The organism is Candidatus Peregrinibacteria bacterium (genome assembly GCA_016699755.1).
GTDB lineage: Bacteria > Patescibacteriota > Gracilibacteria > CAIRYL01.
The window spans coordinates 1,500,822-1,524,469 of the sequence record CP065009.1 but is presented as its reverse complement, the minus strand read 5'-3'; the positions used below and the strand labels follow the sequence as shown (position 1 = coordinate 1,524,469).

The following is a 23,648-nucleotide window of genomic DNA, read 5'->3' as shown; positions in this document are numbered from 1 at the left end:
CCCCAATGACATTTGAAACCTTTTCCTCGCGAGCAGTTCGCATTCCTCGAAAAGATATTGATACCGATCTCATCATCCCCGCCAAATACCTCAAGGGAACCGATATGAGTGGGCTTGGAGATGGCTGTTTCGCCGAATTCCGAAGAGATCCACTTTTTCCCATGAACAGAACGGAATTTCGGAACGCACAAATTGTTGTCTCTGGAGCAAATTTTGGATGCGGATCGAGCAGGGAGCACGCCCCATGGGCACTTGTACAATCGGGATTTTCGGTAGTTATTTCTTCTGAGTTTGCAGATATTTTTCGAGGAAATGCAGAAAAAAATGGATTACTCCCTATTGTTCTTCCAGAAGATGTTGTACAACGGCTTCTTCATCCAAAAGATGAATATGAAGAAATAACCGTCAATCTCTCGGATGAGCTTGTGAGCGTTAACAAAGAAACATGGAAATTTTATATTTCACCATTTTCAAAAAAACGTCTCCTCGAGGGACTCAGCGATACAGACTACCTCGCACAATTTGAAAAAGAAATTCGGAAAAAAGAAGGAGCGCGAAAACCATTTCTTCCCCTTGTTTCTCGAGCGCAATGAATCTCACAGATTCTCAAAAAGAGTTCCTCAAAAAGCTTATTTCCGTTTTTTTAGAAGAGAACAGTAAAATAAATCTCTCCTCATTGCGGGATGAAAAAGCAGTGTGGAACAAGCACATTATTGATTCTCTTTCTTCATCTGAATTTTTTGAGAATCAACCATCAAAACGTGTACTTGATATTGGAACAGGGGGCGGTTTTCCATTTCTTCCTCTTGCGCTCCTTTTTCCACAACACCAATTTTTTGGCATGGATTCTGTACGAAAAAAAATAGATGCTATTTCTCGAATGATCGCAACACTTCACCTTGATAACAGTAATCTCCTCACAGGGAGAATGGAAGAATTTGGACGAAACCAACACTATCGAGAGCAGTTCGACAGTGTTACTGCACGCGCTGTTGCCCCATTCCTTGTTACAGCGGAACTTGCCACCCCATTTGTGAAAACCGGAGGACTTTTTCTTGCATATCGTGGACCAGAATACGATAGTTCAGATGAAAAAATTGTCTCACAGTTGAACATAAAATGTATTCATAAAAAGGAATACAGCCTTCCAGAAGGAGAAAAACGAGTTCTTTGGGTTTTTGAAAAAACCGGAAAAACACCTTCTCGTTTTCCACGAGAAATAGGAGTTCCGAAAAAGAATCCTCTTTCCTAAGAGCTATATTTTACTTCCTCCTGTCTTTCAATTATATCTTGTTCCTATGCCAAAACGATTCAATCCGCAAGACGGCTTTTTTCGAAAAGCAAAGCAAGACGGACTTCGCGCCAGAAGTGCATATAAGTTGGAAGAAATTTTAAAGAAATTCCCTGACTTCCTCCCAAAAAACAAAGTTATACTCGATTTAGGATGTGCTCCTGGAAGTTTTTTGCAAATCTTATCACGCGCTCAGCCAAAAAAGCTTATCGGTGTTGATCTTCAGCACACCGATCCTATTTCGGGTGTTACTCTTCTTCAGGGAGATATTTTTTCTGAAGAAGTAGAGAAAATACTTCTCCAAGAATCCCCATTTCACGTCATCACCAGTGACATGGCACCAAAAACCAGCGGCATTTCAGATGCAGACCAATTTCATTCCGTTAAACTTTGCGAACGCGTCCTCTCTCTTTCAGAAAAAATTTTGCCACCAAACGGAAATCTTCTCTTAAAAATATTTGTTGGAGAAGATTTTGACGCTTTTTGGAAAATATTTCGAGCGCGATTTCGAAAGGCAAAGGTCTTTAAACCTGATGCAAGTCGTGATCGAAGCCGAGAGACATTTCTCATTGGAATCGCTTTTCTTCCTCAAAAGAGAGATGTTGAAAAGTAGAATGCTTCCGAACTTATCTCAATCACATCTCTTAAACGGCAAGTGCTCTTTGGTTTAATACCATTCGAATTTTGCAAACTTCACGCTCTGCATCAATGAGGTGAAAAATATGAAGGAGATCGTGAAGTTCCCCTTCTCTGAGATTTTCCAAGATAGACGTTTTCGTTTTTTGGAGTAGCTTCATAATAGAATGATTTGCCCGAAGAAAACTCTCTTGATCGATGCACTTCCTCGTTTCATTTTGAATAACTCCAAGCATTTTCTTTGTCTTGAGTCCCTCTTCTTTCTTTTGATGAAAAAGCAGATTAACGAGATGTTCCACCGAAACCGGATCATTCATTTTGGCAAGCGCAATAGCGGCACTCCTTCGGAGCTGATCGTTTCGATGATACAAAAAGCGATAGAGACATTTCTTTTCCGACTCCAAAGAAACCTCTCCTACACAATACATGCCAGCAATACGTTCCTCATCCTGAGAAGATTCGAGAAGAGAATGAATATCGAGCACAAGACGAAGACGAAGAGAGGGGTACTGCCAAAGTGTTGCAATGGCACGTGCACGCACTTTTGGATTTACGTCAGAAAGAAGTGGCTGAAGATGGGAAACAACACTAATATCATGAAAGAGTCCAAATACCGAAACACACTCAGCACGAATTTCTGGGTCTTTTGAACGCAAAACACGGAGCAGAAATGGAATTGTTTCTGGATCTTTAAAATTTGCAAGCACCTTCATCACTTCTATTTTAAGTTCGGTACTTCTGCCGGAAACAAAAAGCTCCTTGAGCTCTTGTTGAACACTGTATCGAGAAATCGCTTCAAGAAAAAAATCTTGTCCAAGGTTCTTAAATTTTCCAAGCGCACGAACCGCCTCAAGACACACACTTGGATTTGAATCACGGAAGCATGAGAGAATTGCGGGAATAGCATCAACATTTCCCATGCGCCCAATAACCTGAAGAGTTTTTACGCGAACTTCTGGAACCTCATCTTTCTGAAACAAGATTCCAGAAAGAGTGTCGATAGCATTACGATGACCGGGCTGACTTAATATCTCGATGGCGTCCATCTTTTCGGAAAGATTATCTTTGTTTTCAAGCTTTCGTCGACTCGTTTGCGTATAGTGATTTCGAAATCGAGAAATCATAAGAAGAGAAAGTGTGGCGCTTCCAACAAGTACTCCCGAAGAGATGATGAGAAAATGTGATGTAGAAAAAAAGAATTGTAGAGTGACGAGAAGAATAGTTCCAAAAAGAATTCCCAAAGGACGCGCAATACCCTCAAGTGCCTCTCGTGCTTCATCACGAATATTTTCGGAAAGCGCATAAAAACTACTGAGAAAAGCATTTCTTCCGAGACCGTATCCCGTTTCAAAACTCATTTTTGCAAAAATGGCGGTCAAAAAACCAAAATGAAACGTCATTCCCAAAAAACCAACAAGAGCAAAAAGAGGTGCAATAGCATAGGTTCGCACAACGCCCATCTTTCTCAGAATAGTGCTCGCCAAAAGAAGCTGTAAAAGGAGGAGGAGGGAAAAAATTCCAATCTGAATACTTCCAAAGCTGTGCACCAAATTATCGGCATAGTGGTACGACCCCTGCGGAACGGGACCAACGAGAGATCCGCGTGTGTAATGATCAACCGCAGAGGTAAACTGAAACTCAAGAAAATGCACGGCAAAATATTGCAAAAATACAAGAAACCCAAGACTCATTAAAAACCGATGTTGAGCACACATGCGAATACTGCTCTGAAGTAAGCTTCTCGCGGAACGTGTTTTTGCACGCTCTTCACGATGAGACCGCAGAACGGGAATCGAACGAAGACGATGGAGAGAAAAGAGGAGTGCCGGAGGAATGAGGCAGAGTAACACCCCAATAATAACAAGTGTTTCCAAAATACCTGTCGTTCCCGAAAGCGCAATGAGAAGGATTCCCGAAAAAATACCTCCAATTGGCTCTGCACTTTCGAGAATAGGAAAAGCTCGTTCGCCTTCAAGCGGAGAAAAGAGGTTCTCAATATAGAGCGAAAGCCAAATGGAAACCTGCATCAAAAAGACACAGAGTGCAATAAGGAGTGCAAAAAAAGACCAAAATGGATTTTTAAGAAAAAGGATCGCTGACAGGATAAGAAGAATAGCGGCAGAAATAACTCCTATAAGCACAAGAGTACTCGGATGTGCGCGTCGCAAAAACCCTGTAAAAAAAGCGGTTCCGAGGATAATAAAAGCAGCCTGAAAAATAAAAAGTGTGGAAAGATTATAAATACCATAACGATCAACAAAAAGGGCGAGGAGTACTGTTCCAGCAGAAAGAAAAGAAACCTGAAAAAAGAGTTTTACAAAAAAGGCAGGGATAACACGACCCCACTCTGCTCGAGAGAGACTTAGAAAAGTATTACCGAAGAGAAATTTTTTTACAGAATTCATTTCTTTTTTTGTTTTATGTAAATGTTCCGTTTAACAGAATGCGCTCTTAAAAATGCCGAGAGTATTATATTTTACAATATTTTAATAAAAAAACAAAGTAATTCAGCAAAAATTCAAAAGGAATGAAAAATAGCATTTTTTATTTGTATTCTCCATTTTCAAAAAAGAACCATGATCAAAAATGAGGTCTAGACGCACCTGAATCAGGAAAACAAAAGTTGACAAGAAGGAAAAAGCAAGGAAAAAATAAGAAACTTTTTGCATTCCTTCTGAAAAGAGGCAGAGACTATAGCGATCGGATCGAATATTACGATGCAAGAAATCGTGGAAAATATTACTACCTTGGTGATCCCGAAAGCGTTAGAGAATTTTTGGAAATACTCGCCCTTCTTCGCAAAAAATTACTACACTATTCAAGTATATACCCATCTTGTACAGATAATCTTCCTATTGTGTATATGGAAAAGGACTCAGATATACCAGAAGAACGCGAAATATACTACGTTGGACTTCGAGAGATGACTGGAATTCCGATAATGTACTGGAGAAAGATTATGGAAAAAATCCTCAAGATCCCTTGTCCCATTTCCTTTGCACTCTTGCAAAAATAAGGAGATTTCCTTTGGAGTATCAGCGTAAACGATAAGCCGGGTTCTGTCAGCTCTTTCTTTCGAAAAAGCGTCCGATCATCTCTCTTCCGTGCTTTTTTGCAAAAAAACTCAAGCGGCGGGCAATACCATCAATCGGTCGAATCTCCGTTTATTGATAATATTCCCATCCCGCCTTGCGACACATGGGGTTTACCGAGCCATCCCGATTACTCGGGAGCTTCCCGCCTGAGGCAGGACTTTTCACCTTTTTCCCGCTAAAAGCGAGATCGTATTGTCTCTGTGGCACTTTCCGTATTCCAACGAGTCGGAATCACGGCCGTTAGCCGTCATGCTGATTCGAAGCCGCCCGGACTTTCCTCCCTGCTATTTGCGGGGCGATCGGATATTTACGCCGATACTGCAAAGGATCAGAATTGTTATACGCTTTCACAAATGAATTTCCAAACAAAAGACTTACAAGACTTATACTGAGGAGATTGAGATGAATATATTCCAAAATGAGATACTAGTTTTCAACATCTCCTTCGTACTGCTTAGTAATACTCGTATTTTTTACTGGTCGAGATGGAGAAACTCCACTTCTAGGGGAACGACGACGAGCCGAAGAAAGCACTCCCACCAATACCACAATAAAAAAAGCCCATACCGCCATCGTATAGGTTTGGGGAACCGAAACTGATTTCGGTTCCGATGAAAAAGGAACAGAGAGAGGTTGCTCAGAAAACTCTTCAGAAATAACCCCTGGTTTTGTTTCCGCTGAAATCTCTTCCGCACTTACAGAAAGCGGAATAAGAAAAAAACCGGTAAAAAAGAAGAAGAGTTTCATGCGAAAAAAATTCCTTATCAGGACTTCTCCGCTACGAGCACTGCTAAATCGCAAAGTCTGCGGGAGTATCCCCATTCGTTATCATACCATGCCACTACTTTTGCCATACTTCCAATAGTCATGGTGCTTTTGGCATCCACAACGGAACTCAAGTTTTCACCGATAAAATCGCATGAAACGAGCGGTCTTTCTTCATAACCTAAGATTCCTTTTAGAGAAGTTTCGGACGCTTTTTTTAGTGCGGAGTTAATGTCTTCCTTCGAAACTTCACGCGAAAGCTCTACAGTAAGATCAACGAGCGAAACATCTGGCGTAGGAACACGAACCGCAAATCCATTGAGTTTTCCTTTGAGATTGGGAAGGACAAGCCCCACTGCTTTTGCGGCTCCAGTAGTGGTAGGAACCATAGAAGCAGTTGCCGTGCGAGCACGTCGCAAATCCCTATGTGGTGCATCAAGCAAGCGTTGATCTCCGGTAAAAGAGTGAATAGTTGTCATGAGCCCCTTGATAATACCAAATTCCTCATCAATAACCTTCGCTACTGGTGCAAGACAATTTGTGGTACAACTCGCATTCGAGAGAAGAGTGTGTTTTGCGGGATCAAAATCACCATCATTTACGCCAACCACAAAAGTGCCATCAATTTCATCTTTTGCGGGAGCAGAGAGAATAACTTGTTTTGCTCCTGCGGTAAGATGTTTTTCCATTCCAGCGCGTTTGCAAAAAATGCCAGTACATTCCAAAACAATATCAACTCCCAAATCTTTCCAAGGAAGGAGTGAAGGATCTTTTTCGGCAAAGGCGGCAATTTTTTTACCACTAATAGTAATACTGCTTTCATCCGAAGAAACTTCACCTTTAAATCGCCGAAATGTGGAATCGAACGCAAAGAGATGCGCAAGTGTTGCAGTATCAGTGAGATCATTAATAGCAACAACTTCAAGCGGAAGATTCTGCTCAAAAATAATACGCGTTGCAATACGACCAATACGACCGAAGCCGTTAATAGCAATTTTTTTTGTCATGGGAGAAAAAAAAGACACTTGACATTGTAACATTTTTTTAGGGGAATGAAAATGCTTTTTCTCTGCGGAAAAAAGAGAGAAAGATATTCAAAAGAGAACAGAAAAAATGAGTTACAAAAAATTGCAATAAACAATAAAATGTGATAAAATACCCTAAAATGACACCACTCTTAATCTCGTCATATACAGGCTTTTGTTTCAACAAAAAAAGAAAAGACTCTCATTTTCTTCTTGAGTCGCGTCCCGTGTGGAACATAAATACTTCTAGATCGTCTGGACAAGGAGGAGGAAGCCCAATAGAAATCGAAACAACTCCCGAAATCACAGTAATAGAAAAGGAACAATTGCGAAAAATAGCAGAAGGAAAAGCACAGAAATATATTGGTATCGCACAACAAAGAACACTACATGAAAATGATTTGCTTGAAATAAAAGGGATTAATTTAAAATTCCTATCACCCGAAACTCGAGGAACTCTTGAGTCGTTTTTGAGCGCAGAAAAAGATAAAAAAGAGATGATCGCACTTCTCGAAAAACCAGGAGAAATTCAATTTGAATTCCGAAAACTCTTTACAAAATCTACTCCACAAGCAATTCTCAAAGAAGGAGAGGAATCATGGGACGAAAAACAACGCCGAGATTATTTCGGCAGATATTTCGATCTCCTCTGGAATTTAGCACAAGACCCAAATATACGAATGGATGTGCGAAGATTTGTGCTAAGCTATTTCTCCGCAGAGCTTCTTCAAAATATTCCAAAGACCGCTCGAGAAAATGCAGCAAATTTGATCGACTGGGCACGAAAAATGAATGTACAAGGGGCACGAGAAGAGGTGGATAAAAATTATTTTGAAACAGCAACACAGGGCAGGGAAATGATTGGAAAAAAGAAGCTCAATGAAGAAGCGGAAGTTTCTCAAAACCAAAAAACTCCTGCCGAAAGCATGCTCAAAAAAATTGCCATACTCAACAACCCCGACATTTCGCGGAAAGCCCAAGAAATGATAGCGAATGAACAAGCAAAAACGAGAGCTCAGCAGAGAAAACTTATGGAAAAATTGGCATTTTTGGTATTTACAGAAATCCAGCACAATACCGAAGAAGCTCTTAAAAAATGTGGAGAAGAACTCAAAGAAATATGGGAAGATATTTCCCAACTTGTGAGCGATTTTCTTCCCGCAGTAGGAGAAATGGCAGCACAGGATAGTCCTGAAAATCCAGAAGAATGGAAAAATATAGCGACGAAAGTAATTCTCGGAAAAGGAAAACGGATCGAACTTCTTCTCCGTTTGGCACAAGAGGGAAGCGAAGAAGAAATTCTCGCAAGTTTACAAGCAGACATAAAGTATTCTACCAAAAGCGAACAGGAAGAAATAAGAATGCTTCACCATCTCCTCAGTGGAGCTGTAGGCGCCACAGGAAAACATATTAAAGAAACTAACGAGGATATTCCAAAAATTTATGCCGAAATTGAAAAAGCATCCGATGATCGCTTTTCTGCTTCACAATCTTCAGGGGCCAAAGAAGAAGCGATTCAAAATGAAGAACATATCCCCAAAACTTATGAACTCAAATGTGTTCAGGAATGGGCAAAAGAAATAGGAATTTCAGAAAAGACAGTAGCACAAGTGGCAAAAAGTCTTTCGAGTATTTCCACTGCAGATCCGTTGCATCAAGAAAAATTTTTTCTCATCGCCTGCAAAAAACACCCTGAACTTCAACATATTTCAGAAGGGGAGCTCAAAACTCTTTTTGAGGAATTTTGCTCGCACGAACTTACCGAGCCCTTTGTAGAAGCAGGGGGGGATCTACGACGATATGTGCTTCTCTCTGCCGCAAAAGAAATGGAAAATCTCGTAAAATCGAGTCTCTGGAATGCTGTTGATGGTATGAACGGAAAAGATATTCGAGAAGAAGGACTTCCAAAGCATCCATTAGAAGAGCTGAATATTTCTCAAGAAGAACTTGAGTCGATATTTGAGGAAATAAGAAATTTTCCTAAAGAGGGGCTTTCGAAAAATGCGCGACAATTGCTTCAAGACACACAATCTGCCGCAGAACTCCTCAGTACAAGTCCAGAAGAATTTCAAAAAGTACTCGAGAATATTGCAACCTCCGACCTTCCTCTGGCAGTCGCGAATATTAAAAAAACAAAGCAGGTTCTTCAATCTCTCTTTATTTCTCCAGAACCGACAGAAATTGACGAGGATTCCCCTCTCTTTCAAAAGCAGAGAGAGCGAGAGGCGAGAGAGAAGGGAATTTCGTTGAAAGAAGCACAAGAGAACATAAAACAACGCGTTCGAAATGCGCAAAATCAGCCAAGATTATCCGTCTCTGAGCAACTCCGAGAAGGACTCGAAATACTTGGAAAAACACGCCAAGATCCTGTTTCGCTCAAAAACACAGCCAAGCTCCAGGAAAAAGGAAGAGAAATACGAGAGGGGTTTCACACCCTTCTGTCTTGGGGACTCGAGGAATATCCCAACGAAACAGAGGTGATAAACCTTCGAGAAATCAAGAATATCGTCGGGGAAAACGTGATCAAACCTATTCAGGATGACATGTTCGAAAAAGAGTATTCTCACGAAACGATTGCGATTTTCCATGTTCCGCAGAAAAATGTCTGTCATATTTTTCTCCGCCAAAGCGATTATCAAATTCTCTTTGATGAAAACATCAATCCCGAACGAAAGAAAATAATTCTCCAAACGCTCTCTCACGAAATTCTCCATTTGGCAGATTTTTCAGGGAAGACAAAATTTTCCAAGCAACTCTTCCGCGATCTTCAAAACGCAGAAGGAGGAAAAGCTCTCATTGAGCAATTTTCCAAAAAACTTGGAAAAAATCACAAAAGTTGGGGAAAACTCTGGAAAGAAACTGCCTTTGGAAATCGAGAAGAAATACAAACCGAACTCCTCGCACATCTTTTGGCAGGGAATGCGGATACAGAAATGCAAGATATTCTTCGGGAAATACAACGCTGTCTCGGAGAGAACTATGTCAAAAACCTTCGGAAAGAAATGCAGAATTCCATAGCAACACTAGAACCAGAAAATTTGGATAAAGGGCTCCTCGCAGCAAGCAACACTCAATCTTCAAAAGAAAGCCCAGATCAGGAAATGGGAAAAACTGATGGAGAAAATTATTATCATTTTGAGTTTGAACAGCGAAAAAATAGCATCTTGAGTAAACTTCCCGATATTGAGAAAGAAGGTGGAAAAGGAGCAGGTGAATATATTCAAAATGTAAGAGAGAAATTAGAAGCACTACAAAAAGCCATATACACACCCGATGTTGATTTTAAAAAGATTCTTGAAGATACGAGTACACTGGAAGATGAGGTGAACGGAGCGCTCAGCAGTATTGCTGATGCACAACAGGAAAAAGGAGGATTTTTAGGAGATCTTTGGAATAATACCACTTTTCTTTCACTTGCCGATATAGGAAGAATGTGGGAAACCATTAAGGAATATACCAAACGAAAATATGAGCGAAGATCAAAATTAAGATCGGGAACAGCAGGAAAAGCAATTTTCGGAAACACCGCTCTCGGAAGTGATTTTAATAATAACATTCAAAATGCGGAGGCAGATGAAGTGGGGAATTATAAAAAAGCACTCGACCAAATGGACCCTTGGCAAGTAATGGGTGTTCTTTCTCAGAGTAAAAATAAAGACGAACTGAAAGCATGTCTTTTAAGACTTTCAGAACTCGGTGCCATTGACTGGACGGATAAAAATATCTGGCGAGGACTAGAGAAATTTCAAAATGTCGCACGATTTCTCCCCTCGGACGCTAACAACCAAATTTCACTCCGCGCCAAACTCAATCGTGCGTGCGGTGCTATCTGGGATCAGGATTTTTACCCAAGCACCGAACGAAAAAACAGATCGTCTGTTGAGGGTAAAAAGAATGAATATGCCGATATGGCATCTGGAGATTTGAACTACAAAAAAAGCATCGCTGATATGCTTACAAAAAGAGCGAATGGGGAAAATGTCGATCCCAGTCGGTTTTACGCATACGTTGAACTTGATATTAAAGGATCAAATACCGACCCTATTCTTATGTTTTGGAACCTTGTTCAAGGAGTGCGTCGTGGACTTTTAACAATGGACAACATTAAAAAAATGGAGGGAGCAAATCATAACCAATATGCTCCTATTCGTTGGTTTGGTCAGGTAAAAGCAACACCGCAGTATCTGAGTGGAATTGGAGAAGTTTTTTCCGATAAAAACGAACCTGGTTCTATGCCGAATGATTTTCGAGAGTGGTTTTATACACATGTACTAACCCTTTCTGATATTAGGGAGCGTATTATCAAATCTGCTGCTACAGGAGGGTGGGATCATGACATGGCAGTGATGCAGGGGTCGATTGGAAATGCAAACACTGCAAAAACACACTTCTCCACAATAAACACGGGAAAATCGCAACACGACCCCACCGCCTACCCAAACATGATGGTTGGTATGCTTATGAATATTTCTTCTATGGCAAGACATCCAGAAGAATTTTCAGACGAAAAAGATCTTTTTGAGAAGTTTGCAGAACATATTGAATACACCACGGCTTTTATGGCTTATGGTGGCGGAAGAATGTTTAATATCGGTAACGCCTACGGAAAAGATAAATTTCATACCCTCGGACCCACCGAACTCAATGGACGAGCGCGCATGGCTTCTAGTTATGGAGCAGATAATGGAAAGGCCGAGAAAGGAAAAGACTTTTTAGACCGTCATACCGATATTCTTCAAGCAACTGGTATCGACTTTTTTTCTTTTTTAGATGCAAAAACAACCACCAGAGAAGAAGAACAGCAAAATGCCGAACATTTTCTCCATACCATTGAACAACAAATGCCCGGATCAGTCACAGCAGAAGTTCGCCGGCTTGCCACCGATAAAGAAGGAGTGCTTCAGAGTATTGGGCAAATCCTGAGAAATTACTACGAAAAGAATCCAGAAGGAGCACTACGCATTATGAAAAAAGCATTTTCAACAACACGAAAAATATACAGTGACGACCACAAAGAGTCATCAAGCATTGCCTCATTTTCATATCAGAGAGGAGAATCAGCAACACCAACGCAACCGCCGAACCTTTACCAGTAGGAGGACATTTTATTTGCAACACCATCTCTTGTATGCGGTTTGCCATGATCCATTTTTGAGTCAATTCATTTCCATTGAAAAAGAGAGGGAATTGTGTCATACTCGGCGCGGTTCTTGGGTTATTTTTTAAATTCAAAGAGCCCTTCGTGTTTTCCAGTTGGTTTTTCTTCTGCCACTCTTAAAAAACATTCGTATTTTTTCCGCCATTCAAATATGAATTCTTCCCCTCCTTTTAAAAAGCAGACACATTGTCAAAAAGGCTTCCTCTACTTCAAAAAGAGGTTGTTTCTTTTTTGGTAAATTGCAGAAAAACACCACTGGGAAAGTTTTCTTTCCCCACCAAAAACATGCCACAGAGTTTTTTTAATGACCCAGCTTCACTCCTTATTGTTGCCGCGTTTCTTATTTTTGGAATTGCCGCCGGCTATTTCTTTAAGCGAGAAGACCTTCGCAAAAGACAACTTGAGCTTGAAGCAGAAAATGAAAAAAAGGTTCGTGAAGCCGAAAAAAAGGTTCACGAAAGCGAAAAACGTGCCCGTGATATAGAACACGAGGCAACTTCCCGATCAAAGGATATGATTGCGGAAGCAAAAGAAGAAGCTGTGCAGATTCGTCAAGAAGTAGAAAAGATGGAAGCGCGAATTGAACAAAAAGAGGAAGATCTCAGCAAAAAAGTGCAAGAAGTTGAACGCCAACGTCTTTCGCTCGTTGATCAAGAAAAAGAAATAGTTCAGGAAAAAGATCGACTTCAGGAAATGATCATGGAGGAAACAGTAAAAATTGAAAAAATAGCAAAATTAAGTCAAGAAGAGGCAGAACAGAGACTCTACGGCATTATTGAGCAGAAAAAAGAAAAACTTCTCGTTGAGCGCATGAAACGAGCGGAAAGAGAAATAGAGGAAGTTGCCGATGAAAAAGCACGAGAGGCTATCGTGCAAGCCATTCAAAAATACGCATCTGAAGTGACGAGTGACACCACACAAACCGTTGTTCAGCTTGAAAGCGATGAAATGAAAGGACGCATCATTGGACGAGAAGGGCGCAATATTAATGCCTTTGAGCGATGCACTGGAGTGGATGTCATTGTGGATGACACCCCTGGAGTTGTTATTATCACAGGATTCGACCTTTTACGACGATTTATCGCCAAAAAGTCACTTGAAAAACTTCTTGAAGATGGACGTGTTCATCCTGCTCGTATCGAAGAAGTAGTGCAGAAAACAACGAAAGAAATTGAAAAAATGATTCGCGATTTTGGAGAAAAAGCACTGGAAGAAACTGGGATCACTGGAGTTGCTCCAGAAATTGTAAAAATCCTCGGTCGCCTTCGCTTTCGTACGAGTCACGGACAAAACGTGCTCAAACACTCCATTGAGGTGGCATTTTTGGCGGAAGAACTTGCGAATCAAGTTGGTGCCAACGCAGAACGTGCCAAAATGGCGGCACTCTTCCATGATCTCGGAAAAGCAGTAAGTCATGAAATTGGCGGAAAACATGCCTTGATTTCTGGAGAAATTGGAAGGAAATTTGGTCTCGATCCGCTGGTTATCAATGCCATGGAAGCGCATCACGAAGATATCGAAAAATTGTGTCCAGAAGCGTATATTGTCCAAGCGGCAGATGCTATTTCTGCAAGTCGACCAGGCGCACGCAGAGACACAACAGAACTGTATGTCAAGCGTCTCAAACAACAAGAAGAGATTGTTCGTTCTTTTTCGGGAGTTACAAAATGTTACGTTATGAGCGCCGGACGAGATATGTGGGTTTTTGTGAACCCCGAAGAAGTAACAGATTTAGGAGCGCAAAAAATGTCACAAGATATTGCAGAAAGACTGAGGAATGAGCTCACCTTTCCAGGAGAAATCAAAATCATTGTCTTTCGAGAAACTCGTGCTGAAACCATCGCACGGTAAAATCACAAAAAATTCTTCAGATATAAAGCTGACACTCCCAAAAACTCCCACCCAAAAATCTCAATTTTCCGCTTCATACAAACCTGATCAGAAGGAAAAATCAAAGAACAAGATGCGCATCAGGGGAAAAGGAAGGTAAAGGGGAAGAAGAAACGGAGACGCAGGAAAAAGTTTCCGGACAGGTTTCCCTGACCCTCAAAAAATATCTGCAAAAAGAAAAACGGGGGGGAGAAAAAAACATACGAAAAATACAAACGAAATGCAGTGTCCTTAGGGTTATTCCCGATGTGACCGAAAGCATAGTCGGATGTTATTCCTATTCCGGAAACCATGCTTTTTATCCAGAGGAAAGGATTTAAGAATCCCCTTGTCCTTTTTTCCGGAGAATCCAACGTCACGGACGAAAGAGTGGTCGAACTTCTGAGTTGTTATTACCGGAGGTGGAGAATCGAGCAGATCTTTAAGGAGGAAAAACAACTGTTCTTAATGGAAGGCTTCTAGGTGACAACCATAAAAGCGAGGCTCTTGAGTAGCAGATTTTAAAATTTCTTCAAAATCTTTAGCATTTTATCATAAAGATTCTGATCTTTATAGTTCCATCGGAACTCACATTCTTTCAGATGAAGATTAAACTTATGAGAAGCAATACCGTTGAATTTAGAGAGTCTTCTCTTGGCAAATGACCAGAAAGATTCTATGCCATTCACATGGCATTTTCCTCGAGCAAATTCATCATGGGAATGGTAGACACGATAGTGATCATACCCATTTAGAATGAGTCCGTCATAAGCCCTCCAGCCATCGGTGTGGATAGTGGAACCTTCGAGTATTTTTCCCTGTATGATAGGCAATAACTCTTCTCTACTGCATTTCTTTACGATGGTTACTGATACTTTTCCGTCTCGTTTAAGTATACCAAAGACTGGTGTTTTTCCGGCTGCCCCTCTTCCTCTTTTACCTCGTACTCTTTTAGCTCCAAAATAACTTTCATCAAGTTCAAACTCTCCAGATTCCTTACTTTGAGCGATGGCGTGAAGAGTTATTTTTTCTCGGAAGATATTAAAATACCGATCAATAGTCCTTCGATTTATTTCTAGAATTCTTGCTGTTTTTGAGGCATCGATATCTTCACAAAAACACATCAATATTTTTTTTATTTTGTAGTCTGATATTTTGGCGTGTTTAAGCATGTTGAGAGGATAATCGAAATGATTTTCCTACTCAAGAGCCAAAGCGATTATCAGATATATTCATCTGGTCATGCTGGCGCATACAATCCTCTTCGTGAAGGAGATCGGAATTGCCTCTTCCGGCATCCTCAGGAAATTCATTGAGTTCTACTTGAAGAAGAAGCGGAAGATCAGGAAAATCACCCTTTCCTCTTTGAAAATATTCTATAAAAAATGCCATGAATTCCGGTTTGACTTCTCTTCTGTTTTTCCGCTGTTCCTCAAGGAGAAAATGGGGGTTGATGGGTGAGTTTTTGGAAGTTTCAGATAAAGGATTTAAAACAAAAATAACGGAGCAAGAAAATATAAAAAAGGCGAGAAGTTTCTCGCCTTTTTTAAGAGAGAAACTTGTCACTGAGAGAAAAAACCGGCACAATGCTCGGGAATTTTTGATGTCTTCTCCCTATGAACAGTAATCCCCAGTACAGTCTTCTTCCTTCAGACCCCCTTCGAGAAATCTCCAAAGAAATGGAAGAAAGTTATCTGGATTACGCTATGAGCGTTATTGTTTCTCGTGCCCTTCCCGATGTACGCGATGGACTCAAACCTGTACACCGAAGAATTCTCTACGCTATGCATCGATTAGGACTGAGAAGTGGAGCACGTTTTCGAAAATCCGCCGCCGTCGTAGGAGAAGTGCTCGCGAAATATCATCCACATGGAGATAGTGCTGTATACGACGCTATGGTACGTATGGCGCAAAATTTCTCCCTTCGCTATCCACTCGTACTCGGTCAGGGAAACTTTGGATCAATTGATGGAGATGGAGCTGCCGCCATGCGATATACAGAGGCGAAGATGGAGAAGATTACTGATGAACTTGTAGCAGATATCGAAAAAGATACCGTCAATTTTCGAGAAAATTATGATGGTACCATTAAAGAGCCAACTGTTTTTCCGAGCAAAATTCCTAATCTGCTCCTCAACGGCTCCACTGGAATTGCTGTGGGAATGGCAACAAATATTCCGCCACACAACTTACGTGAAGTTATTGACGGGTGTCTTCTTCTTTCAGGAAACCCTGAAGCAGGAATTGATGATTTAATGGAACATATTCAGGGACCAGATTTTCCAGGAGGAGGTTTTATTTACGACAAAAGTATTATTCGCCAAGCCTACACCACTGGACGAGGAAGTATTATTATGCGGGCAAAAGCGGAAATTACAGAAGAAAAAGGTCGTTCGCGCATTATCGTGCACGAAATTCCGTATATGGTGAACAAATCAAATCTTGTTTCGAAAATGGCAGATTTGGTGCGTGACAAGGTGATTATTGGTATTACAGATATTCGAGATGAAAGTAATCGAGAAGGAATTCGCGTTGTTATTGAGCTCAAAAAAGATAGTTTTCCGAACAAAATTCTCAACCAGCTCTTTAAATATACACAACTCCAAGAATCGTTCGGATGCAATTTTATCGCACTCGTCGATGGTATACAACCAAGACTTATGGATCTCAAGAGTATTCTTGAAGAATTTCTCAAACACCGCCGAGAAGTTGTGCGTCGCCGAACGGAATATGAACTGCGATTGGCACGAGAACGAGCGCATATTTTAGAAGGACTCAAGAAAGCAATGGATCATATTGATGAAATTATTGCGCTCATTCGAGGATCGGAAACGAAAGAAATCGCAAAGGAGAACCTTATTGCGCGCTTTTCGTTCACCGAAGTTCAAGCAGATGCCATTCTTGCCATGCGTCTCCAAACTCTTGCCGGACTCGAACGAAAGAGAATTGAAGACGAACTCGCAGAAAAACTCGCCTTTATTCAAGAATGTGAAGCTATTTTGGCAGATCCCGAACGGATTCGCTCCATTCTCGAAGAAGAACTCCGTGAAATTCGAGAAAAGTTTGGAGATGACCGTCGAACCGTAATTATTCCAAATGCTATTGGAAAAATGGCAGCAATCGACACTATTCCAAACGAAGAAATGATTGTGAGTCTTACCCAATCAAACTATATTAAACGATTCTCCCCTTCTGCATTTAAATCACAAGGACGCGGTGGTAAAGGAATAAAAGGAGCAACCGCAAAAGAAGGAGATGAAATGAAAATGGTACTTCACACAAAAAACCATAATGATCTTCTCTATTTTACAAGCTTGGGTCGTGTCTTTCAGCTTCCTGTGTATGAAATTCCAGAATCAAGCCGAACCGCAAAAGGACAAGCAATTGTAAACTTCCTCAGTCTTCAGCCAGAAGAAACGGTAACTGCTATTCTCGACAGCACACGAGAAACAGGAAAGTGGCTTTTCTTCTGTACCCGAAACGGTGTTGTGAAAAAGACAGAAAGGGAATCTTTTCAAAATGTTCGAAAGAATGGGCTTATCGCTCTTGGCATTCGTGATGGTGATGAACTTGGCTGGGTTTCTATGTGTTCTCCTGGAGACGAAATAACTATTGTTACCGGAAATGGCATGTCTATTCGTTTCTCCGAAGAGGAAGTGCGAAGCATGGGGCGAGGTGCTGCAGGAGTACGAGGAGTTCGACTCAAGGGAAAAGATACAGTAGTCGAAATGGATGTTATTCAAAATCCAGAAACATCAACCCTTCTCACTATTATGGAAAACGGACTTGGAAAAATGTCACGCCTCACAGATTTTCGATTACAGTCTCGTGGAGGAAGTGGCGTAAAATGCGCCAATGTAACTCCACGAACCGGAAAAGTAGTGGGAGCAAAAATCATGGAAGACGAATTCTCGGGAGACATTATCCTTGTGGCAAAAACAGGACAAACAATTCGTCTTGCGGCAAAAGAAATCCCTTGTCGTGGACGTGCTACCCAAGGAGTTATCTTGATGCGCATGGGAAAAGATGACGGTGTCTGGGGTGTCTTTAAAATAGATGCAACAGAAGAGGAGGAAATGGATGAGGAAGCAGTGCAAAATGAAGATCAACAGAAGCTGGAGATAACCGAGGAATAAGATTTGGGCTTAAAAAAGATATTCCTTGGGGGGTGGAGGAAGGTCTCGTTATTTTGCCGAAGCATATGATCTTCGATACATGTGCTCCAGCGAAAGAGACTCATACGCATAACCTGAATTAAATCGCTTTCCCTTCGATATTCCTAAGTCTTTCCCTTACAATACCATCGATGACTTACGCACGAGTTGCTATTCGTCGGCATATTTGTGGCAGAGAAGATGGCACATTTCTTTTTTCCTTGCCAAAAGAAATGGATTTTGCGCGCCCTGGAATGATTGTTTCGGTTCCGTTTCGAAAAAAAACCGAACGAGGAATAATTGTTGCACTTCAAGAAGAAGAGCCGCATTTTGTTACCGAACCGATTCGAGAAATAACAGGAGAATCGCTTCTTTCTGAGAATCATTTTGCCTTTGCCCAAAAAGTATCGGAAATGAGTATGTGCCCACTTGCCAAAGTTATTCCCCTCTTTTTGCCAGAAACTATTTTTCGCGGATCGGGAAATTCGCCAACAAAAACCTTTTTTAAAGGAACGTCAGAAGAAACTCCTCGTGGAACAAAAATGAAACTCATATGGGAGTTCCTTCGAAATGCAAAACAAGAAATCAGTGCTGAGGCCATCAAGAAAGAAACTTCTGCAACACCAGATGTTCTTCGGCGACTTCAAGAAGGAGGTTTTGTGGAAGCTCTACAGAAACCTTTCTTTCCTCCAGATTGGAAGGCAGAGAGTTTTCTCCCAAAAATCTCTTCCGAAGAAGCTCCAAAAACTCTGCTTCCTATTTTTCCAGATTCAAAAATTCTCCTCGACGGACCAACCAGCTCTGGAAAAAGCCACTTGTTACGACATTCCGCCAGAACAGTTTTAGAATCAGGAAAGAGTGTTCTTTTTTTGGTTCCAGAGATTGGACTCACTTCCGAACTCCTCCAAAAATGCCAAGAAACCTTTGGTCACGAAAGAGTGGTAGCATACCATTCTCGCCTTTCGGATGGACAGCGAGCACAAATATTTTGGGGCGTGCGTGCCGGATACTATCGAGTTGTTGTAGGAAGTCGATCTTCTCTTTTTCTTCCGTTTCAAAATTTAGGACTTGTCGCGCTTGAAGAGGAACACGAATGGTCACTCAAATCCGATCAAGCGCCACGCTATCACGCAAGAAATGCAGCAGAGGCTTTGGCAGATATTTTTCAGGCGCCACTGGTCCTTTCTTCTGCAACTCCATCACTCGAAACTCTCTTTCGCGTAAAAAGCGGATTTCTTCAGCAATTTTCTCTTCCTCCACGCATCCCCTTGCCTCATATTCGTATCGTAGATATTCGAGAGGAAGCAAAAAGTGGCAACCGAAATACACTCTCTCGAGCGCTCATTTTTGAGTGTCAAAAGATGCTAGCAAACGGCAAGCAAGTACTTATTTTCTTAAATCGAAGAGGACTCTTTCGAATTCTCAAATGCCAAGAATGCGGAGATGCTGTTCGAAATCCAGAAAATGGCATAGCACTCGTTGCTCATGGAAATTCCGGAAATGCCCCCCATCTCATGTGTCACCAAACCGGAAAGATTTTTCAAACTCCATCGCGTTGTCCTTCATGCGGATCGACACAACTTTCATTTTTTGGAAACGGAACAGAGGGGGTAGAGCAGGAATCAAAGCGACTTTTTCCTGGGAAAAAGGTAATCCGCATTGATCGAGATTCTGCATCACGAAAAAATGCCTTTAAAACACTTCATCAAGAATTTGAATCTGGCAAAGCAGATATTTTGGTGGGAACAGAAATAGTAGCAAAAGGACTCGATTTTTCTAATGTGGGACTTGTGGGAATTTTGGATGCCGATGCAGGACTTCACTTTCCCGATTTTCGTTCAGAAGAGCGGACATTTCAACTACTTTTGCAAGTCATTGGACGTGCCGGAAGACGCGGAGAATCTTCGAGCGTTATTCTTCAAACCAGATTGCCACATCATCCTCTTTTTCAGGAAGTACTCCGAGGAGATTTTGAATCATTCTCTTCTCGAGAACTTGCAGAACGAAAAAAACATTTTTTACCTCCTTTTACAAAAATCATAAAACTCATTTTTGTAGGAAAAAATCGAAAAGGAGTCTTTCAAAGTGCACGAGAAACAGAGCTTCTTTTACGAGATGCTCTGCGAAGAAAATTCCCAGAAGAACACGTTGAGATTTTTGTTGCCCCTTCTCTCCATCATCGACGACAAGGAAATTTTTTCGTGCACCTCCTCCTTATTGCAAAAGATCCGCAAAAGATCCTCTTGAGTATTCCACTTCCCCTGGGAATACGAATTGATCCAAATCCCATAGATGTTGTGGCATAAGAATCATATCACTCTTGCACATTTCCCAATCGGCGCGAAAGCGCAAGCGATGTACTAATGTACACAATGAGAATCAAAAAACAAAAAAGGATGATGACAGGATGCATATTCCAAAAAAAGAACCATCCCTGCTCGAGATACGAATTAAAGAGAATCGCCATTTTAGCAATAAAATGCCAGAAGGCATTATCAAAAAATGGAAGAACAAAACTCCAGAAAAAGAGTCCTATAATAATAGCTCCAAAGGTAAGCCACGAAACAGAAAAGAGGAAAAACTTATTCACTGTCGTAATCATTTCTTCTTCTAGTTCGCCAAGTTTTCCCTCAACAATCGTAATAACTACAAAAAACGTTATGCTCCAGAGAGAAACAATACCGGTGAGAATGTCTTCACCAGTAAAAAAATACACAAGAAATTCACTGGTAGTGGCAACAATAAACTTGGGAATAAAGTGGAAGAGTGGAATTCTGCTACATTGCCTTGTAAATGCGAGAAAAAAGCGAAAATAGAGGGGGAGATTTTTTTCCCTTCTTCTCTGCTGAAACATAGCATAGTAATTCATGGGAAGAAGAACTCCATTCGCAATTTTCCTGAAAAGTGAATTGTTCTGCTCCCTCTTTTTTCGGAATAGAACGAGTATTTGGTAAATCCCTCGGAAAAAAACGACCGAAAAACCAACCGCAACCAAGAAAATCATTGCCCAATCTGTAGGAGTAATATCCAAGATTTCTTTCAGAAAATTATCTCCCAAAATATACGCTTTTCACAGGAAATGACCACCTTATTCTTTTCCTTGTTAGAGCAACTTTACATTCTTTATTTTTTTAATTTATGATACAATGAACACATATAGAAAAATAAAACTGGAAACACGCGAAGGCATTAGTCTTCGGTCAAACTTAATGTTTTTCGGAAACTACAAAAAATAGTGTACGAAGGGGTATTTCCAAAAGAAACCGTATATTCTGAATATATTTGAAAAACCCTCAAAAATCCTCCAAAATAAAAAATGATGTCTTTTTTACATGAACCAACATCATATTCTCGTTGCCCTTGTAGAAAATAAATCTGGCGTTTTAAACCGAATTTCATCGCTTTTCCGAAAACGTCGATTTAATATCGATTCGCTCAATGTCGGGCGCACAGAAAATCCAGATGTTTCACGCATGACGATTGTTGTTGATGGTAGTAAAACGAATGTCGAACAGGTGATTAAACAACTGTATAAGATTATTAACGTACTCAAAGTTTCAGATGTCACTCATGATGAAACAGTAATTCGCGAAACCATTCTCCTCAAAATTCACGCAACCAAAAGCACGCGTGCAGAAGTGATGCAATTTTCTGATGTTTTTCGCGCCAAAGCGGTCGATATTTCTCCGGATTGTCTTATTTTTGAACTCACCAGTCGTCCACAAAAAATAGAAGCCTTTATAGAAGCCATGCGCCCTTTTGGCATAAAAGAAATGGTACGAACAGGAGTGACCTCAATGAATCGCGGAAAAAGCGGAGAGATTAAAATAAAAGAGAAAGAGCATTGAAGAACATATTTTCTTGGAATACAATTCCTCTTGGAATGCTTTCTTTTTCACGAAAATCATGAATACTATTCTTTTACTGAAAAAAGCGCTTGCTGATACTGCAGCACTCTATTCAAAAACCCATTCATTTCACTGGAACATTACTGGACCACGCTTTCAAGAGCTTCATATATTTTTTGAAACGCTCTATACAACGCTCTGGAATGAGATTGATCAAATCGCCGAGCAAATTCGCATTCAAGGAGAAATGGCTCCTCACGGATACGGAGAGATGATTGCTTCTGCCACCATACAAGAAGAAAACACTATTCCCGATGCCGAAAAAATGCTCGGCATACTCACAAGCGATTTGGAGAAATTGCTCGCAAGTCTGAAAGCCGTGGTAAAATCTGCACAGAATGAAGAAAACGACACGCTCGAAGGCTTTTTACTCACTCTCATGGAAGGACACGAAAAAACACTTTGGATGATGAAGAGCATGAAAGGTGCGTAAGAAATAGTGTAACTCCGTTCCAGCAGAAGAGATTCTAATAACCCTGTACTTCAGTACGGGGTTATTTGGATTCCATTTAGAGCGCAGTGAACTATACTCCAGCAGAAATTGGGTGTTTTTTAGGAGAATGGTATTGACAGAAAAATAAAAAGTGTTTAAAAAATATAACATTTTTCTATTTTTATAGATGATGAGCGTAGATAATCCTAAGAATCCCGAAGTTGAAAGAGGGGTCTTCCTTGTGGGGAACTCAAATCTAGGAACGCTTGTTCATATGCATCAAATACATTGGAGAAATGAAAATCCAAGGGAATTGAACGTTATTGCAGGAAAATCACAAGCTCATCTTCTCTTGAAACTCAGCAGAATGGAGATAAAACATTTATTTGTTGAAGGACTTCATTCTTCATTCGATGTTGAGAGGTATGCAGAAAGAATAAGGAAGGAATTTTTGGATGATCTTCCTCATGACCCATACTCTATTGAAGAGTATACGGAAGCCCAATTTTTCTGTTTGGCTTTTATAGGTGCTCCTTTTTTGCACTACGCCCTCAATTCTTCAAATACAGTTCTTCATAATGCAACAACACCAGAATGGACAAAAGAAATGACAAATCAGCTGGAGAGAGAGGGGGACACCGACGAGACAAAAAAAATGTATATGGATGGTCAGGAAAGATTGCTCATGGATTTAGTTCAAGATTTTTTAAAGAAAAGTCCAGGAGAAAAAATCGCAATTTTTTTAGGACAAAATCACAATCTGGTACCACATATAATTTCAAGATACGGAAGTGATCCTAAAAGTCACCCTCGATTAGAAGGGGTAACAAATGATTTTTTAACAAGAGAATTCAAAGCCGAAGAAGACAAGAAAAAATTGGTGAAGCTTCTGATAACAAATGATTTTTTAACAGGAAAACCCGAAAAGAATCTGATTCAAAAAAAAAGATATGAGATAAGTTTTGTCCTTCATTCTACACCAACAGACATTGAAAAAGAAAAAATTATTCGCAATGCCGATACACTTCCCGAAACTGTACTTAACAATGTCAAAACGGAATCGTTGCAATTATTAGCAATTCCTAAAATCGATTTTCCCTCAGCTATACAAACATTTGGCACGAAAGAAGCATTGGAAAAGTATCTTTTGAAATTAGCGGTTTCTGAAAAAGTCCTGCTTATGATAGGAGATTGTCTGAAAAAATTTTAGGTCATCTACACTCACTCTTTTTGACTCTCACCAGCAACTTCGCCACAATAGAATCACTTTTTTCACATCATTTCTTTCAATATTGGAACTCGTCTTGGGCTGAT

16 protein-coding genes and 1 other RNA gene are annotated in these 23,648 nt (G+C 40.6%); 10 read left to right on the top strand and 7 right to left on the bottom strand.

The window, feature by feature from the left end:
- Positions 1-5: 5 nt before the first annotated feature.
- Genes leuD through IPN35_06690 form a run of 3 tightly spaced genes read left to right on the top strand, consistent with a single transcriptional unit; the run spans position 6 to position 1,904 of the window.
- Positions 6-593 (top strand): 3-isopropylmalate dehydratase small subunit, encoded by a 588-nt coding sequence (gene leuD, locus IPN35_06700; protein QQS59239.1) that lies wholly within the window; start codon positions 6-8, stop codon positions 591-593.
- Positions 590-1,252, top strand: a complete 663-nt coding sequence (rsmG, locus tag IPN35_06695) for a 16S rRNA (guanine(527)-N(7))-methyltransferase RsmG (GenBank protein ID QQS59238.1) — start codon at positions 590-592, stop codon at positions 1,250-1,252. The genes leuD and rsmG overlap by 4 nt, the downstream gene beginning before the upstream one ends.
- Before the next feature lie 46 nt (positions 1,253-1,298).
- Positions 1,299-1,904, top strand: a complete 606-nt coding sequence (locus tag IPN35_06690) for an RlmE family RNA methyltransferase (protein ID QQS59237.1) — start codon at positions 1,299-1,301, stop codon at positions 1,902-1,904.
- 31 nt (positions 1,905-1,935) lie between these two features.
- Here the strand turns inward: IPN35_06690 and IPN35_06685 are convergent, their stop codons facing one another.
- The 4 genes from IPN35_06685 to gap all read right to left on the bottom strand — a co-directional run bounded on the left by IPN35_06685 (position 1,936) and on the right by gap (position 6,794).
- Positions 1,936-4,332 (bottom strand): HEAT repeat domain-containing protein, encoded by a 2,397-nt coding sequence (locus IPN35_06685; protein QQS59236.1) that lies wholly within the window; start codon positions 4,330-4,332, stop codon positions 1,936-1,938.
- A 627-nt stretch (positions 4,333-4,959) separates the two neighbouring features.
- Positions 4,960-5,337: RNase P RNA component class A (gene rnpB / locus IPN35_06680), an RNA gene on the bottom strand.
- A 111-nt stretch (positions 5,338-5,448) separates the two neighbouring features.
- On the bottom strand, positions 5,449-5,769 hold the full coding sequence (locus IPN35_06675) for a hypothetical protein (GenBank protein QQS59235.1): 321 nt from the start codon (positions 5,767-5,769) through the stop codon (positions 5,449-5,451).
- A gap of 17 nt (positions 5,770-5,786) precedes the next feature.
- Complete coding sequence (gap, locus tag IPN35_06670) at positions 5,787-6,794, bottom strand: type I glyceraldehyde-3-phosphate dehydrogenase (GenBank protein ID QQS59234.1); 1,008 nt, start codon at positions 6,792-6,794, stop codon at positions 5,787-5,789.
- A 245-nt stretch (positions 6,795-7,039) separates the two neighbouring features.
- Here gap and IPN35_06665 point away from each other — a divergent pair, with 245 nt between their 5' ends.
- Entirely contained in the window at positions 7,040-11,908 is a 4,869-nt protein-coding gene (locus IPN35_06665; GenBank protein ID QQS59233.1) for a hypothetical protein, read from the top strand.
- 347 nt (positions 11,909-12,255) lie between these two features.
- On the top strand, positions 12,256-13,821 hold the full coding sequence (rny, locus tag IPN35_06660; GenBank protein ID QQS59232.1) for a ribonuclease Y: 1,566 nt from the start codon (positions 12,256-12,258) through the stop codon (positions 13,819-13,821).
- 539 nt (positions 13,822-14,360) lie between these two features.
- On the opposite strand, the gene IPN35_06655 is transcribed toward rny, so the two are convergent.
- Positions 14,361-15,011 (bottom strand): IS1595 family transposase, encoded by a 651-nt coding sequence (locus tag IPN35_06655; protein ID QQS59231.1) that lies wholly within the window; start codon positions 15,009-15,011, stop codon positions 14,361-14,363.
- A gap of 31 nt (positions 15,012-15,042) precedes the next feature.
- Complete coding sequence (locus IPN35_06650) at positions 15,043-15,231, bottom strand: hypothetical protein (protein ID QQS59230.1); 189 nt, start codon at positions 15,229-15,231, stop codon at positions 15,043-15,045.
- 224 nt (positions 15,232-15,455) lie between these two features.
- Here IPN35_06650 and gyrA point away from each other — a divergent pair, with 224 nt between their 5' ends.
- Together gyrA and priA are read left to right on the top strand one after the other, a co-directional pair.
- Positions 15,456-17,975, top strand: coding sequence for a DNA gyrase subunit A (gyrA, locus tag IPN35_06645; GenBank protein QQS59229.1), 2,520 nt, complete (start codon positions 15,456-15,458; stop codon positions 17,973-17,975).
- A gap of 170 nt (positions 17,976-18,145) precedes the next feature.
- A complete protein-coding gene (gene priA, locus IPN35_06640; protein ID QQS59228.1) occupies positions 18,146-20,299 on the top strand; it encodes a primosomal protein N' in 2,154 nt (717 codons plus the stop codon).
- 8 nt (positions 20,300-20,307) lie between these two features.
- On the opposite strand, the gene IPN35_06635 is transcribed toward priA, so the two are convergent.
- Positions 20,308-21,024, bottom strand: coding sequence for a hypothetical protein (locus IPN35_06635; GenBank protein QQS59227.1), 717 nt, complete (start codon positions 21,022-21,024; stop codon positions 20,308-20,310).
- Between the two features lie 301 nt (positions 21,025-21,325).
- Between IPN35_06635 and ilvN the strand changes: the two genes are divergently transcribed.
- The 3 genes from ilvN (at position 21,326) to IPN35_06620 (ending at position 23,544) form a co-directional block, all read left to right on the top strand.
- A complete protein-coding gene (gene ilvN, locus IPN35_06630) occupies positions 21,326-21,841 on the top strand; it encodes an acetolactate synthase small subunit (GenBank protein QQS59226.1) in 516 nt (171 codons plus the stop codon).
- A gap of 58 nt (positions 21,842-21,899) precedes the next feature.
- A complete protein-coding gene (locus IPN35_06625; GenBank protein ID QQS59225.1) occupies positions 21,900-22,334 on the top strand; it encodes a DNA starvation/stationary phase protection protein in 435 nt (144 codons plus the stop codon).
- Positions 22,335-22,521: 187 nt separating this feature from the next.
- On the top strand, positions 22,522-23,544 hold the full coding sequence (locus tag IPN35_06620) for a hypothetical protein (protein ID QQS59224.1): 1,023 nt from the start codon (positions 22,522-22,524) through the stop codon (positions 23,542-23,544).
- The last annotated feature ends 104 nt before the right edge of the window (positions 23,545-23,648 follow it).

What these genes read in the sequence shown, in the direction of transcription:
- leuD (QQS59239.1), top strand. Translation starts at nt 6, where the DNA reads ATGACATTTGAAACCTTTTCCTCGCGAGCAGTTCGCATTCCTCGAAAA.
- rsmG (QQS59238.1), top strand. Translation starts at nt 590, where the DNA reads ATGAATCTCACAGATTCTCAAAAAGAGTTCCTCAAAAAGCTTATTTCC.
- IPN35_06690 (QQS59237.1), top strand. Translation starts at nt 1,299, where the DNA reads ATGCCAAAACGATTCAATCCGCAAGACGGCTTTTTTCGAAAAGCAAAG.
- IPN35_06685 (QQS59236.1), bottom strand. Translation starts at nt 4,332, where the DNA reads ATGAATTCTGTAAAAAAATTTCTCTTCGGTAATACTTTTCTAAGTCTC.
- IPN35_06675 (QQS59235.1), bottom strand. Translation starts at nt 5,769, where the DNA reads ATGAAACTCTTCTTCTTTTTTACCGGTTTTTTTCTTATTCCGCTTTCT.
- gap (QQS59234.1), bottom strand. Translation starts at nt 6,794, where the DNA reads ATGACAAAAAAAATTGCTATTAACGGCTTCGGTCGTATTGGTCGTATT.
- rny (QQS59232.1), top strand. Translation starts at nt 12,256, where the DNA reads ATGCCACAGAGTTTTTTTAATGACCCAGCTTCACTCCTTATTGTTGCC.
- IPN35_06655 (QQS59231.1), bottom strand. Translation starts at nt 15,011, where the DNA reads ATGCTTAAACACGCCAAAATATCAGACTACAAAATAAAAAAAATATTG.
- IPN35_06650 (QQS59230.1), bottom strand. Translation starts at nt 15,231, where the DNA reads ATGGCATTTTTTATAGAATATTTTCAAAGAGGAAAGGGTGATTTTCCT.
- gyrA (QQS59229.1), top strand. Translation starts at nt 15,456, where the DNA reads ATGAACAGTAATCCCCAGTACAGTCTTCTTCCTTCAGACCCCCTTCGA.
- priA (QQS59228.1), top strand. Translation starts at nt 18,146, where the DNA reads ATGACTTACGCACGAGTTGCTATTCGTCGGCATATTTGTGGCAGAGAA.
- ilvN (QQS59226.1), top strand. Translation starts at nt 21,326, where the DNA reads ATGAACCAACATCATATTCTCGTTGCCCTTGTAGAAAATAAATCTGGC.
- IPN35_06625 (QQS59225.1), top strand. Translation starts at nt 21,900, where the DNA reads ATGAATACTATTCTTTTACTGAAAAAAGCGCTTGCTGATACTGCAGCA.
- IPN35_06620 (QQS59224.1), top strand. Translation starts at nt 22,522, where the DNA reads ATGATGAGCGTAGATAATCCTAAGAATCCCGAAGTTGAAAGAGGGGTC.